Raw genomic sequence first — 15013 nt, 5'->3', positions numbered from 1 at the left:
TTACGGGCTCTGAAGCGCGTCGGACATTTCTGTTCCGGCACGTGTTTTTTCAGACAGACGGAGTTCACCAGATTTCGTCGGTGAAAGTATCGACTTATCTTCTATTTTAATTTCGGAACCGTCGCGAATTCTAATGACGCCTTCGGTTACAACGCGGTCCCGAATTTCCAAGCCAGACAAAACTTCAACATATCCGCCCTGCATTGGACCCAGCTTAACTTCTACGCGCTGCACAGAGGGTGGTGTCGTGGTGTCGACAACTTTGAAAACGAACGTCCGCGGTCCAACGGGCTGGATAGCCTCTTCAGGAATAGACAGGCTCCGACGCGGGTCCGCTATTAAGACAATTTCCATAAACATACCCGACATCAAAATCCGGTCGGGATTTGGTATAGTCGCGCGAACACTTATAGACCGAGTAACCGGATCAATCGCGTTATCAATTGTCGCAATGACACCATTAAACACCATATCAGGCAAATCGTCTGTGCGTGAAGTGATTTGCGTGCCTGGCTTTAGTGACCGTAGAAAAATTGACGGGACCGTGAATTCTAAGTTCATCTCACTGTCGTCGATCAGACGTGCAACCGTGTCGCCGGGGCGAATGAATGTTCCAACGCTGACCTGACGAAACCCCAGGATGCCATCAAATGGCGCGACCAAAACTCGATCTTTTTGGCGCGACTGAACAGCCCGCAAACGCGCACTGGCAGAGTTCATAGCGCGACGGGATTCGTCTAGCTCAGCCTGCGAAACCGCATTGCGCTCAGTGAGACGCTCCACGCGTTCCAACTGCCTGCGCGCTTCGTCGACATTGGCTTCGGCTTCTTCGGTCAATGCGATTTGTTCACGTTGCGCTAGGGACAGAAGCGTCTTTCCTTTCCGCACGCGTTGCCCATCATCAAAATATAAGGACTGAACACGGTCGGCGGTATTTAGCGTCAGGTCGACAACCTCATTTGGCTCTAGGGTTCCAAGTGCTTCAACACGGACGGCAAAATCTCTCTCTTTAACGGTCTCAACGAAAACACTGGAAGGTCCGCTCTGCGCAGATGCCAAAGCAGACAGCCCCAGAGCAGCAAACGCCAAAGCCAACATAGTCAGAAATCGATAGGTCATTATAAAAACTTCTTCAAAGTCAGCGTGATATAAAGGTTAATTGGGCGCGCCATGTCTAAACGCCGCCGAGTTCTTGATACGCGGCTATCGTCAATCGAGTTGTCTGCAGTGTGTTCTCCGCCAGCCTATCTTCCGCCGCCAAGAGTGTGCGCTGGGCATCGAGAACATCAAGGAAGTCATCAAAGCCTTCTTCAAATCGAACTTGCGCCAGTTCTAATGCGCCGCGGGCCGCTTCTACGGCCTGGCTAAGGTCTTGCTGGCGACGGGCCTCATTTCGCAGGTTTGAGAGCGATATCTCAACGTCAGAGAAAACCTGTAAAACAGTCTGTTCATATTGTTGGTAAGCCCGTTCAGTTTCCGCATCTGCAATAACTATATCCGCTCTGACTCGCCGTAAGTCCGGGCCTTCCCAGATAATAGCTGGGCCGAAACCAAACCCAAAACTCGACAGTTGATCCAACCGATTCCCGTTCCCGAAAAGCGACAATATGTTGGCGTTAAAACTAACAACAGGGAACAACCTTGCGCGCTCCACATCGCTGAGGGCCAAAAGCCGTCCGATTTCGATTTCAGCAAACCGAACATCTGGCCGCCTCCTCAAAAGACTTTCGGGCGATCCGATATCAAAACTGGATGTGAGTTCAGGAATGGGGCGGGCTTGTTGTCTAAGATTCAAAATCTCCGCGCCCGGCTCTAACGCGGAGCCGCCTGTTAGAACGGCCAGCCGACTTACAGAGCTATCAATAATCGCTTGAAAGCGGGGTATGTCGGCCAAGGTGGTTCTATATTGGGCCTCTGCGCGGTTTATATCCAAGGCAGTGGCGCGGCCATTCTCTAACAGGGCTTGCAACAACTCTAACGATTGGGCTTGTGTGTCAGCATTCTCTTGAGCCACTGAAAGCCTGCGTTGTGCGCCGCGCAAATCCGCATAGGCCAATGCTGTCTGGCTACTAACAATGACAGCAACATCACGGCGAGCTTGCTCCGCAGCTTCTGCGCCCAACTCTGACGCCTCTATAGCTGATGCAATCCTTCCAAAAGCATCAAACTCCCAACTCGCAGCCAACCCACTTGAGAGCGTGGCGGCTATATCTCTGTCGGGTGCGGCCGAACGCCCCACGTTTGCGCCCAAGCTACCTTGTGTCTCGTAACTTGCTTCAAGCCGCTGTCGGGCAACATTTGCACGCGCAATATCGATATTGGCTTGAGCCACATCCAATTGGCGATTCTCCTTCAAAGCGATTTCAATCAAGCGCGAAAGGTCGGGGTCTTCAAATCCTTGCCACCAAGATGATGACATCGGAAGTGCCGCTCCCTCAGCATTGAAGAACTGCTTCGGTAGATTCTGCTTAACCAGCGGCGTTACATTTTCACGCGGTTTTTCAGCAACCGGAATCCCAGCGCATCCGGCGAGCATAAAAGCTGTCGCGCACAGCGTCGCGAATGTGTCTGAAGCACTGAACATTTAAAACCTTCGTTATTTTGGTTTTACTACGCAGTTGTAGGAAAAATGTTTCCCCAAATATCTCACGTTTTGGTGTTCCACATGAAAATGTCATATAGTGGAAAGATTGGCGTCTCACTCGTCTAATTTTGCATGGCAGTATTCGGGCATATTGAGGATACATAACACCCCTGCTCTCACACAGATGTGCGCCCGTCTTAGTAGAAAAACTCTTTGGTAAACTTGGGAGCCAAGAGCTGTTTTATCGGCGGTCATGTTCGATATACAGATGAGTTTCAATCGGGAGCCGTTGCGCAAGTCACGGTCAGAAGTCGTAGTTAACATCAGCTGGGTGTCAGCCCAAGTCACTTTACGATGGAACCAAACTATATTGTGTTAGCTCGGTAAGCCAGCCAGTTCCGCGCAATTGAGGAGCGTGAAATACTAAAAATGGCTATGCTAAGCTGACTGGCAGGTAATTGCGAAGCAAATACCGATAAGTTAACCATAAAAGACCCCACGTGAAATAGGTCTTTATTGAAGCGCACCGTATGCGGCCTATTGAAGGTTTAAGTGAGTTGATTTTTGGGAAGCCGATGAACGGATTATCGGGCCGAGCTAAGCGCAAGCCCGCCTGACTGGTTTTATTAAGCTGTTGTGGCTTAAAAGCGGCTGCGTATATGGCTATCGCCACATACATCGCCCTGCTCAGCCTTGGCGAGCTCTGTGCCCCGACCACGGTCGCAAAAGAAGATGCGCGGCCAAACTCCGTGCAAAGCAATGCCCCTAAAACTCACGTTTCAAATTGACAGACACGGTTGTTCCTGGGTCATAACTATCTACGACAATTTTGGTATCGCCCAATGATTGGCTCGCCTCATATCCATCATTGAAGATATTTTGAACTTTGAAACCGACTCTATAGTCGCCGCCGCGTACAGCGAACGCCTTGTTGAACACAAAATCGACGGTTAAAGGCAAGCTCTCGATAATTGACGGCAATCCGTTTGATCTGTCCTCCACAGCGCGGATACGATCAGACGAATAATTCATCAAGAAAGTCGCCTCCCAGTTCGCATCATAGTCTTCGATGCCTAACTGCAAATTTGCCAGATGATCACTCTGGCCTTGGAGTTTACGGCCATCGCCATAGAGGCCCTCTGCTGAGAGAACCAGCGGGGAAACCCCTTGCGCAGGGTTCACGGATGGCGGCGTGATGGATACATCCCCATTGGCGCTGACAGAGCTATCCGTATAAGTATAGTTGGCGCGAATGATAAATTCCTTCGACGCGAACTTGTCGCTTTTCAGACCCAGCTTGTCGAATGGAATGACCTTCTCAAACTCCGCCTCAACCCCAAAAAGTTCAGCGCTTGGTGCGTTTAAGAAACTAGTCGCGTTACTTTCGCCCAGACCGTTGAATATGAACTCTTCAATAGGGTCAGTGAAATCTTTGTAAAAGCCCCCCAAGGTAACAAATTGTTTTCGTCCGAAGTAATACTCGACGCGCGCATCAAAGTTATTGCTTTCCGAATTTTTTAAAAAGGGGTTCCCGACAAAGCGGTCATCTGTGTCTGTATTGACAAATATAGACGGTGTAAGTTCGCGGAACTGTGGTCTGTTAATTGTTTTGGATGCCGCCAAACGAAGCTGTAAATTATCGGCAAAAGTATAAGTTAATGTTGCCGCCGGAAGAATGAAATTCTCAGCCAAATCTTCAAACTGGAAACGACTATCCGCGATCGTTGCTTGGGCAATTGCTGTCTCTTGTGTGGAGGCTTCGAATCTCAATCCGCCAGAGAGACGCAGCTTCGGATTAACTTCAACTTCTATAGCTGCGTATGCGCCAAGAACGTCAAGCGCCGCTTCTGAGACATCCGGGAAACCCGTTGTGCCGCCGCGTCGGATCTCTAGAATTCCCGCATCGACAACTGCGTCCGAGAAAATTGTATCAATCCGGGAGAAACGAAGTTCTTCCGGTAATGAACCAAAGTATCGGAAGTCCGTTTGTTGACTGTCACGAGATTTATCCAGATAGGACCCGCCGATCTTAAATTCAGTTTCCATTGTACCTAGTGAAACAGGGAAGACAAAGTCGAGACCAGCATCGAATGTCGTGTCATCCAATTCTGAAAACCGAATATCGTTGTTTGTTCCGGGGCGATTGAATTGGAATCGGAATCCATTCCCATCTTCAAAGTCTTCATAATTCACCCGGCGCTCATAGGGCGCGTCCCGGCCCGCTTCCGCATAAGCTAATCGCCAATTTACTTCAGCATCATTTAACCCTGAGAAATAGTGTTCTCCTAAAAGCTGACCCATATAAACCTCACGCTCAAACCATTCGGTAAAGTCTTGACGGAAGATACGGTCTTCTCGGTCCACGCCCGTAAGGACGCGCGCTTCTGCTGAAGATTGGCGGGTCGCTAACCCGATAAATTGAACATTGTGGTTTTCATTAAATTCTATCCCAATACCCAATAGACCATTTAGTGATATTTGATTTTCCGTTGAACGACGGCGGCCCTGATCCAGAATGACGAGCGAGTTATTTGCTCCAATGTTGGCTGTGTTATCTTCGCCTTCACGGGTCTCCCAACTGTTTTCATATCCAGCAGTGGCCAATACGCCGATAGACATGCCGTTTTCCAAATCCCACCGATTGCCGCCAGATAGACGCAAGCTTCCGTTCAGAGGCAATGAGTCATTTTGATCAACGACCAATGTCGAGAAACTTTCAAAGTTCTCACGAGGAACGCCATCGGCGTCCAATTGCGGAAGATCACGTAAACTTCCGCCAAATCCCGTCCAATCGGATTCTGAGCCGTCATAAACTAAGCCATCTTTGAAAGTTGTTTCGGAATTATAGGACGTCGAGGCGGAAATTTCGAAGAAGGCTTCAGCCGGCAGTCCTTTGGTAGTCATGTTTATAGCACCGCCACCAAACTCTCCCGAGAATTCTGGAGAATAGGTCTTTGAAACAACAACACCAGACAAGACAGACGTTGGAAACAAATCAAGCGGCGCAACCCGACGGAGCGGTTCAGGAGATGGCAGCGGCGAACCATTTAACGTCGCGGACGAATACCGCTCGTTCAACCCTCGCACGACAACAAACTTACCTTGGCTAAGCGAAAGGCCTGTCACACGGGTGAGCGCTGACGCAATATCCCCGGCACCCGTCGTTTCAAACGCACCAGTATCCAGAACACTTGTTATTTCAGATGTCACACGTTTCGTATCGGGAATGTTCGTCGCTGTTGCGACAACAACATCCTCTGTTTGCTCCACCTGGGCCGAAACGGTTGGCGACCAAAAACAAGAAGACAAGGCGGTCGCGCAAAGAAGAGACCGATTAATCGGACGAATTTCGTTTGATTTTGACATGGAAAGAGGAGTCCCATCTAGCGTAAAAAAAGGCGGGCTGGTGACGAGGTTAGAAATCACCAGCCCTGCACTGGATGTATCCAGTGGTTAGGGAAGCCGCCGACTGACGCCAGCCGCAGTAACTTATTGGTCGACCAAGATGGTCCATCCTTGATACCAAGTATCATTCGCGTCTCGGACGGCGCCGACATAATCGGCTACATCAAAGAAAGGATCTATGGTCGATGGATCAGTCGCAGGGGTTTGCGTATCTGTAGCGGCAGGCACATATTGCCCGTCACCCACGGATGTCGTTCCGACTGTTAAATTATTGGCACCGGCATTGAACGCTGTGACTGTTGCGGTGTCGCCCGCATCATCATCCATTTCTAAATTTTCAGCGTTGATAAGAACTAGCATGGAGTCGAATGTCACATTTCCAGATGTTGCTTGCGCCGCGGTTTCATCCGAGTCGATGTCAACGCCAGCATCTTGGAAACCAGTTATAAGACCGTTCAGAAAGCGCCCCGCCGTACCTGCACGGATAACCATGCCCGTATCGCCGGAAATACCGCCGACAAAAGTGAAGTTTGACACAGTTGGGTTGGATCGCGGTAGAAGCGTATTATTGGAAGAGCGGTTGTCACCTTCAATCCCGCGGTCACCTGCGTCGTCAGATTGATCTATCAAGACGAATTGAGCGTTCCCGGTCCAACCATCTGTCCAGTCCATGCTATCGTCACCATTGCCCGTCAGAACAACGTGTTTTACATTCACAGTGCCGCCAAAGAACTCGACGCCATCATCCGCATTATTGTGCACTTGGATAAAGTCGACTTGCGTGGCATTCCCAACGCCTTGGAAGGCAATACCGTTCAACTCGTCTTCGTCATTTATGAGATTTCCGGCAAAGGAAACGCGCGTGTAGAAAAGATTGCCGGAATTATCGTCAGATGCGTTTCCGCCGAACAAGCCAGATGAACCCTCACCTGACTTCTCACACTCTGCTGTTCCGCCGGTCGCGGTGGCATCTATACAGTCATTGATCGGTGCGCGACCATTAATAATTAAGCCGCCCCAAAGTGCGCGGTCAGTCGCCAAATTTGCTGTTCCAAACACTTCATTCCGAGATGTCATGTTGACGGGTGCAGAGGCTGTGCCGTTTGAGCGAATTTGCGACCCTCGTGAAATAACGAGATAATCTTCGCCTGCGGCACCAAAGATCGTAGTGCCCGCATCTATCGTTAGGATAGCTGTTGCCGCATCGGCATTTGGAGCCGTTGCGTCACCACCCACGTCTTCACCGACAAAAACTGCACCTTCGAGTTGGTAGACAAAATTGCTATTTAGGCGAACGTTCGTGGTGAGTGTACCCGTCAATGAACAGATACCCTTGCCCCCAACGACGTCACCTGTAGAGATTGTCCCCACTGGACAATCTGTCGGACTTTCGGTGACACCAAATGTCCAACCGGACGCCCAGTTACTATCGGGTGTTTCCGTTGGTCCAAACGCGCCAATGTAAGTGACATTGTCAAAATTCATGTCATCAGACAGGTCCTCAGCGGTAACGCCCAGCTCGGCTGCGCCAGGGAAGAATTCATTTGAGAGAGAGTTGTTTCCTTGTGTCACATTTGGAGAGCTTCCGACGTAAGCCTCTGTATCAAAGGTCTCGTCGCTATCACCGCTCTCGATGTTATCAGCATTGTCGAGGAAAAGAGAGGCGTAAGTTAGGGATCCGTTTTCAGCACGAGCGATGGATCCATCATCAATATCCACGCCGGCGTCTTGAAAGCCAGTTATGATACCATTGACAATGCGACCATCCGTGCCTGCTCGGTTCACAATACCTGTGTCGCCCGAAGCACCACCAAGAAAGGTGAAATTGGCGACAGTTGGGTTGGAGCGTGGGGTTAGCTCATTATTGGAACTCCGGTTATCGCCCTCAATGCCGCGATCACCGGCATCAGAAGCTTGACGAACGAGCACATATTGTGCGCCGCCTTGCCAACCATCCGTCCAGTCGAGACTATCATCTCCAATACCTGTAAGAACGAGATAATTACACTGAACAGTGCCTCCAAAGAATTCGACACCGTCATCTGCATTATTATGAACTTGAATATGGTCACATGTTGTCCCGGACCCAACACCTTGAAAAGCTATACCGTTTAGTTCGTCTTCATCATTGATAAGGTTTCCAGCATATTTAACCTGCATGAATTGAAGTGTGCCGGAGTTATCTGTCGCGCTATCGCCACCGAATAGGCCTGAAGAACCCTCGCCTGATTTTTCGCAGCCTGCCGTTCCGCCAGTCGCCGTCGCATCAATACAGTCGTTGATCGGAGCAAAACCATTGATGACCAGGCCGCCCCAAAGTCCGCGATCCGTGTCAGCGTTCACGGTGCCTTGAACGTCCTCGATAGATGTCATGACAATCGGTTCTGAGGCCGTTCCGAGTGCATTCAGTCGAGAACCGCGCGATACGACGAGGTAGTCTTCACCCGCTTTACCAAAGACCGTAACACCAGCGGGTATAGTCAAAGCAACATTCGCACCGCCGTCTTCACCAACGAAAACTGCGCCATCGAGAGCATACCCGTTTTCGGCTGTCAATGTGAGGTTCTCTGTGACCGTTCCGGTTATCGTACAGGCTTCTACTGTCCCTGTCGCATTCGTGATTGTTTCTAACGTCGTCCCCGTTGGGCAATTATCATTTGGCACTAAATCAAAGTCTGCCTGCGGCGTCGTTGTCCCGCCACCCGGAGGATTAACTGTTACCGGACCTGTACTGCCGGGCGACGCGGTGCTCCCGCCGCCGCACGCGACCAAAGCAAAACTTGTAGCTGTCGCAAGCAATAAGCCGCGAAAGGAAATAGACATATGAGCCTCACCATTAAAATTTCTGGCGCAGACATCGGGATGAATCCTGATCTAACCTCGACCGCATTCGAGGGGGCTATGGCGATTTTTTGTGACAGACTCATAACGCTAGCATTTCATTTTTTTGAAATTTCAATGACAAAAATATAACAGTCCCCGAAAAGTCAAAAAGCGCCCCGTAGAGCGGAACGCTTCATATTTTTCGATTAAGCATTGGGGTTTAGATTGTTGAATTCAAATTGGCTAAATTCTCCTGCGCCGCAGTCCAGCCAGGTTTCAATTTGAGCGCCCGCTGGTAAGCTTGCGCGGCAGCACTTGTTTCGCCGTTCTGCTCAAAAGCTAAAGCCAAGCCATAAGCTGCAAGCGGGGCAAGCTCTCCTTGGTCGTCGCAATTCTGGAATTTAAACTTGGCGCTCAAAATATCATTCTTCATCAACGCGGCGAATCCAGTCCCCAAATTTGCAAGATTATTGTCAGGCGACAAACTAGAGGCTTTCGTGAAATCACGGGCCGCCTTATCAAACTTGCCGTTTGAGAATTGTAGTAATCCACGGCGCGTTAAAATTTCAGACCGTAAGTCATAGGATGGGATCGAAGCTTGATAGGCTTTAGTGCAGGCACGAATGGAGCTGCTAGACGCAATTTCTGTATCTGCATTAAGGCAAAGACGTAAGTTTCGCTCAGCTTTAACATCCACACCAGAAAGGCCTGACGTGATAGAGGTGTCGGAAAAAACCTCGGACGCGTATGCTGAGCCAGTCACAAATGCGACCGAAATGAACGTGGTAATAAAAACAGTTTTCATGGTGAGCTCCAATTGAACATCACCAACGTATATAAAGACTGCAAACGCGCGCCGTTGGCTTACGCATCGAGAGCCTAACCTCAATGTGTCACTATTGTTACATGAACTGTCATAAAACTGTCAAGAAAGAAAACCCGAACATGCAAGGGTCCGATAATAACGATAGCGTGGCATTCAGCTCATACAGGGCTAATGAAGGTTTCGACAATTTCGTCAATATGTGACACTCCAGTTCTTAAAGCCCTCTGGGGGTACGCCATATCGTTAACCCCATGCGGATTGGTGGTGAGTTTCAAAACCAAAGGGCAGACAATGCGTTAGCATGGTGATGGCACCGCCCCCGTTTGTCTTGCCATCTACGCCTTTCACCCAAGCCCTGCCACACTCGCCCATTTTCCGCGAACTTCAAAATCCCCCAACCCTAGAACTTTCTCATTGATTTCAAGCGGAAATTTCCGACCCGAATGCTATGGTCTGAGCAAGATGAAATCGACGAACACCCCGCCACTACCCTTTGCTAACCTAACGCATGCTCGCCGTGCTGACGCTGTTAATCTCAAGTGACCAGAAATTACTTCGGCGTCCTCTTTTCTCGGTGAGAATCGTTGGGACGCGGAGAATATAGTACTAAACCTCTCAACGTTGTTGGAGATACTGGTTCGGGCGGCTTATGGTTTTCACACCAAAGTCCTCCTTTGTACCGCACATTGTGCTACAGTTTGTACTGCAGGACGCGTAAAACAGCAAAATAAGCTACAGACTCCCACAGGAAAACTGAACAATTACAAGGGTTTACACGCCCGATGTCGAGATAAAAGTGGTGCGGGTGAAAGGACTTGAACCTTCACATCCTAAGATACTAGAACCTAAATCTAGCGCGTCTACCAATTCCGCCACACCCGCACAGGTATGAGCGCGCGAGTTAGCGCCAGAAATGCCCCTCGTCAACTCTCTTTGGCGGTCATAGGTGCTTTCTTCATGGTCCAATATATCGCAATGAAACCCGAGATCAGATTTGCGGCGGCAACACCGATGAACGCGCCTAATAATCCTGCCAGATATACACCCGCCGCGATGAAGCCTAAGTATAAGATGGCTGATCGCGTGACGGTATAAAGCAGCCCGTAGAGTGGACGGCCCAATGCATTCAACCCAGCAGCCGATACGAAAACAAAACCATATGCAAATACGCTCACGGGAACGATATAAAAATAGGGAATGATCTTAGCGATCAGCAACTCATCCGATGTGAATACGCCAGCGATCTGTCGCGCGAAAAGGGCCAAGAAGATCGCCATTACCGTACCCCAGATCACACAAATTAGATAACTGACTTTAAAGGCTTCCCGCACACGATCTGTTCGACCTGCACCACCATTTCGGCCGGTCACGGCGCCGATACACGCGGATAGGGCATAAAGTAGCCCGACAGAAATAAGTTCGGCACGGCTGGCAACGGTAAAGGCTGCCACATCCACCTCGCCCAAAACATTCCCGATTATCGAAACAGCGAAAAATGTGGAAACAGGGACGATGATATTTGTTCCAGCGGCAGTCACGCCCACTTGCCCGATGATTGACCATGCATGCTTTAGAGAACTCAAGGTCATACCAGCGAAATCGACGGCTTTGCGGTGCATCAGGACTAAATAGAAACCATATCCAGCGCCAACCGCATTACCAATCAAAGTCGAAAGGGCCGCTCCCTCCAATTCCATGCGGGGAAACGGACCCCAGCCGAAAATCAAGAAAGGGTTTAATCCAATATTGATGAGCGCCCCTAGGATCATGATTGAGGAGGGCAGAATCGCCTCACCACCAGCCCGCAAAATATTGTTGCTCATCGACGCAACACTTACGAGAACGAGGCCAGGCATAACGATAATGAGGTAGGAGAAAGCCATTTTCGCGACCTCCTCGCTCGCGCCAGCGAACGGCAGTAGAAACGGCGCGACCAAGAGCATCAAGGTCACTAAGATTGACATAACCGCCAACCCCATAAAGATCGCGGCGGCTGCATGTCGGCGCGCTTTGGGCTCGTCGCCCTGCCCCAAGGCACGTGAGACAGCACTCATGGTTCCTGCCCCAAGACCGATATTTGCGCTGTTGGCGATGAAGCTAATTGGGAACGCGAACCCCAGCGCCGCCAGCGCCATAATCGCAAGATCGGGACGAGCGGCATCTTTTAGCCGCCCGAGGTAGATAGTATCAATTATTCCTGTCGAAATTAGGGCGATGACGGCAATCGAGAATGGCCCCAGCATACGCAAAATATGCAGGGTGACCGAACCCTCTAGAACATTTGTTTTGGAGGGCGACGCCATTCTACTCAGTGCAACCTAGCCAATATCTCGATGTGACGGGGCGAAGGCGGCAAGTGTCGCCATACGTACAATTTCAGAGGCCGTAGCGCCCAAAGCACAAATTTGCACAGGTTTCTCTAGACCCGTCAAGAAGGGCCCCAAAACGGTCGCACCGCCCACGGAATTCAATAACTTTGTTGCGATGGACGCACTATGAATTGCGGGCATAACTAAAACATTCGCAGAGTCGGTCAGACGGGAGAATGGGTAAGTTAGCATGTGTAGCGGATCCAGCGCGACATCGGCGGCGATATCACCCTCATATTCAAAATCAACGTCGCGCTCATCCAGGATCTCGACCGCCTCCCGCACTTTTTGCATCCGCTCCCCAATTGGGTTTCCGAAGGTTGAATAAGACAAGAAAGCCACACGTGGCTCAAAACCAAATTCACGCGCAAAGTTCGCCGTCGACTCCGCAATATTTGCGAGGTCCCATGCATCGGGAAGCTCGGTCACATTGGTGTCTGCAATGAACAACGTTTTCCCCTTATTCACCACGACAGACACGCCCATCGTCCGCTCTTCTGGACGATGATCTAGAACAAGGCGAACGTCGCGGAGAACGACATCATATGATCGCGTGACACCCGAAACCATGCCATCAGCCAATCCGTGTTGGAGCAGCAAGGCCGAAAAGACGTTCCGGTCATTGTTCACCAAACGCTGTGCGTCGCGGCGCAGGAACCCTCTGCGTTGCAATTTTGAATACAGATATTCCGTAAATTCTGCGTTTCTATCAAAGAGGCGCGCATTCAAAACGGTAAGGCTTTCCGGATTTTCAACCCCCAACAATTTCATGTTGTCATAGATTGGCTTCTCCCGGCCAATCAGAATAGCCTTGCCTAGACCGCGCTGTTGGAAGCTTTGCGCTGCACGAATAACGGCAGGTTCTTCGCCTTCGGCAAAAACGATTGTCTTTGGTTCCTCTTGGACAGCGGCCGTAATGCCTTGAAGTATGGCCGCCGTTGGATCTTGTCTGCGTGCTAGGGATTTCTTATAGGCGACCATGTCCTCGATAGGCTTGCGGGCGACCCCCGTATCCATCGCCGCCTGAGCAACATAAGGCGGGATTTCCGAAATTAGGCGGGGGTCGAAAGGCGCGGGAATAATATATTCCGGACCATATTTCGGCCGATTGCCGTGATACGCTGCGGCAACCTCCTCAGGGACGTCTTGGCGCGCCAAATCCGCCAAAGCGTGGGCACAAGCCAGCTTCATTTCCTCATTCACATTTCGAGCTCGAACATCGAGTGCGCCTCGGAAAATATAAGGGAAACCAAGAACATTATTGACCTGATTTGGATAGTCGGATCGGCCTGTCGCGATGATCGCATCGTCCCGAACTGCTTTAATGTCTTCTGGCAATATTTCTGGGTCTGGATTGGCCATTGCAAAAATGATGGGATTGGGCGCCATAGATTTCACCATGTCCTGTGAAACGATCCCAGCTGCGGACAGTCCAAAAAAGACATCTGCGTCAACCATAGCCTCTTCCAATGTGCGCATTTCTGTATCGACAGCGTGGGGCGCTTTCCATTGGTCCATATACTCTTTGCGGCCTTTGTAGATGACGCCTCTACTATCAAGCACGATCGCGTTTTCATCTTTGACGCCAAGATGTTTGACGAGATTTAGAACGGATAGTCCCGCAGCACCGGCGCCCGACAAGACAAGTTTAATGTCTTCAAACTTCCGTCCTGTAAGATGGCAAGCGTTAATCAATCCAGCCGTCGCGATAATCGCTGTGCCATGTTGGTCATCATGAAAAACGGGTATGTCCAGCAGGTCGCGCAATTGCGACTCAATGATGAAACATTCTGGGGACCCAATATCTTCGAGATTGATCCCGCCAAACGTATTCCCGAAACGCTTCACGCATTCGATAAAAGCCTCTGCATCTTCCTCTTCGACCTCTATATCGAAACTATCAATATCAGCGAAGCGTTTGAACAGCACAGCTTTGCCCTCCATGACGGGCTTAGAGGCCATCGCCCCCAAGTTTCCAAGGCCCAAAATAGCGGTGCCGTTTGAGATAACGGCAACCATATTCCCTTTGGATGTGTAGTCATAAACCGTATCCGGGTCTTTGGCGATCGCCTCGACTGGAACCGCGACGCCTGGACTGTAAGCCAGTGAAAGGTCCCGCTGCGTCGCCATAGGTTTTGTCGGTTGAAGCGCGAGTTTTCCTGGGGTCGGTTCAGAGTGAAACCGGAGCGCTTGCTCATCGGTTATAAAGGCCTTTTTCGGCGGTCGCGGGGTAAGCTTTTTCATGGTGATCTCCGCCGGGTGAACTGCAGTCGCGAACAGCCGGTTTTTGACGGGTTGGCGCGTCATAGACGACGCGAATTTGACAAAATGTCTCTCCTATAGCGATTGCATTTTTTCACATATGAACTGCAGACGCGAACACATGCTGTATGAAAATCTGCGACAGCATTTGCGGTGTTTAACCTGTTAGGACGGTTCTTCAACGTTAAATCAAATGAGGCCGCGATATCCTTTCAGGAAACCCCGAAGAAAAATTGCCTAGTTTTGCATCGCAAGTCAAAGCCGATGACCAAAATATGTGCATATTCACAGCTTTTTAAGAGTTCGCCTTAGACTCACCTCTGTCTCTCTCGACTCTCTGGAGTGGCATAGGCATCTAAATTTTACATCGCGCCATGCAACAAAGCGGAGTTTGCCATGAAAAAGATTGAAGCCATTATTAAGCCATTCAAATTGGATGAAGTAAAAGAAGCCCTTCAAGGCGTCGGCCTGCAAGGCATGACGGTCGTCGAAGCCAAAGGCTTTGGACGCCAGAAAGGTCACACAGAGCTTTACCGTGGCGCTGAATATGTTGTCGACTTCCTACCAAAGTTAAAGCTCGAACTCGTCGTCGCAGACGAGCAAGTCGAAGCTGCACTCGAAGCCATCCAAACAGCTGCCAAGACCGGAAAAATCGGCGACGGCAAAATCTTTGTGTCTACAATCGAACAAGCCATCCGTATCCGTACGGGCGAAACTGGCGACACGGCACTTTAATCGAAAACA

General features: G+C 50.2%; 8 protein-coding genes and 1 tRNA gene. 1 reads left to right on the top strand and 8 read right to left on the bottom strand.

The window, feature by feature from the left end:
- The 8 genes from IE073_RS13910 to IE073_RS13875 all read right to left on the bottom strand — a co-directional run bounded on the left by IE073_RS13910 (nt 1) and on the right by IE073_RS13875 (nt 14251).
- The gene (locus IE073_RS13910; RefSeq protein ID WP_233350114.1) at nt 1–1119 is read right to left on the bottom strand and encodes an efflux RND transporter periplasmic adaptor subunit; all 1119 of its coding nucleotides are present in this window, start codon (nt 1117–1119) and stop codon (nt 1–3) included.
- Nucleotides 1120–1174: 55 nt separating this feature from the next.
- Nucleotides 1175–2536: an efflux transporter outer membrane subunit gene (locus IE073_RS13905; protein WP_233350112.1), complete on the bottom strand. Its 1362-nt coding sequence runs from the start codon at nt 2534–2536 to the stop codon at nt 1175–1177.
- Nucleotides 2537–3349: 813 nt separating this feature from the next.
- Complete coding sequence (locus IE073_RS13900; protein WP_189587150.1) at nt 3350–5950, bottom strand: TonB-dependent receptor domain-containing protein; 2601 nt, start codon at nt 5948–5950, stop codon at nt 3350–3352.
- A gap of 123 nt (nt 5951–6073) precedes the next feature.
- On the bottom strand, nt 6074–8812 hold the full coding sequence (locus IE073_RS13895) for a beta strand repeat-containing protein (RefSeq protein ID WP_189587149.1): 2739 nt from the start codon (nt 8810–8812) through the stop codon (nt 6074–6076).
- A 220-nt stretch (nt 8813–9032) separates the two neighbouring features.
- Nucleotides 9033–9617, bottom strand: coding sequence for a tetratricopeptide repeat protein (locus tag IE073_RS13890; protein ID WP_189587148.1), 585 nt, complete (start codon nt 9615–9617; stop codon nt 9033–9035).
- 818 nt (nt 9618–10435) lie between these two features.
- A tRNA-Leu gene (locus IE073_RS13885) sits at nt 10436–10520 on the bottom strand.
- 41 nt (nt 10521–10561) lie between these two features.
- Complete coding sequence (locus IE073_RS13880) at nt 10562–11941, bottom strand: MATE family efflux transporter (protein ID WP_189587147.1); 1380 nt, start codon at nt 11939–11941, stop codon at nt 10562–10564.
- A 15-nt stretch (nt 11942–11956) separates the two neighbouring features.
- Complete coding sequence (locus IE073_RS13875) at nt 11957–14251, bottom strand: NADP-dependent malic enzyme (RefSeq protein ID WP_189587146.1); 2295 nt, start codon at nt 14249–14251, stop codon at nt 11957–11959.
- Nucleotides 14252–14665: 414 nt separating this feature from the next.
- Here IE073_RS13875 and IE073_RS13870 point away from each other — a divergent pair, with 414 nt between their 5' ends.
- Entirely contained in the window at nt 14666–15004 is a 339-nt protein-coding gene (locus IE073_RS13870) for a P-II family nitrogen regulator (RefSeq protein ID WP_189587145.1), read from the top strand.
- Nucleotides 15005–15013: the final 9 nt, after the last annotated feature.

It is taken from the genome of Litorimonas cladophorae (assembly GCF_014652455.1).
GTDB classification, from domain to species: Bacteria; Pseudomonadota; Alphaproteobacteria; order Caulobacterales; family Maricaulaceae; genus Litorimonas; species Litorimonas cladophorae.
Note: the sequence above shows the minus strand (reverse complement) of the source record. Positions and strands in the feature narration are given on the sequence as shown.

Coding starts and splice junctions, on each gene's coding strand:
- IE073_RS13910 (WP_233350114.1), bottom strand. CDS start 1,119: ATGACCTATCGATTTCTGACTATGTTGGCTTTGGCGTTTGCTGCTCTG.
- IE073_RS13905 (WP_233350112.1), bottom strand. CDS start 2,536: ATGCTCGCCGGATGCGCTGGGATTCCGGTTGCTGAAAAACCGCGTGAA.
- IE073_RS13900 (WP_189587150.1), bottom strand. CDS start 5,950: ATGTCAAAATCAAACGAAATTCGTCCGATTAATCGGTCTCTTCTTTGC.
- IE073_RS13895 (WP_189587149.1), bottom strand. CDS start 8,812: ATGTCTATTTCCTTTCGCGGCTTATTGCTTGCGACAGCTACAAGTTTT.
- IE073_RS13890 (WP_189587148.1), bottom strand. CDS start 9,617: ATGAAAACTGTTTTTATTACCACGTTCATTTCGGTCGCATTTGTGACT.
- IE073_RS13880 (WP_189587147.1), bottom strand. CDS start 11,941: ATGGCGTCGCCCTCCAAAACAAATGTTCTAGAGGGTTCGGTCACCCTG.
- IE073_RS13875 (WP_189587146.1), bottom strand. CDS start 14,251: ATGAAAAAGCTTACCCCGCGACCGCCGAAAAAGGCCTTTATAACCGAT.
- IE073_RS13870 (WP_189587145.1), top strand. CDS start 14,666: ATGAAAAAGATTGAAGCCATTATTAAGCCATTCAAATTGGATGAAGTA.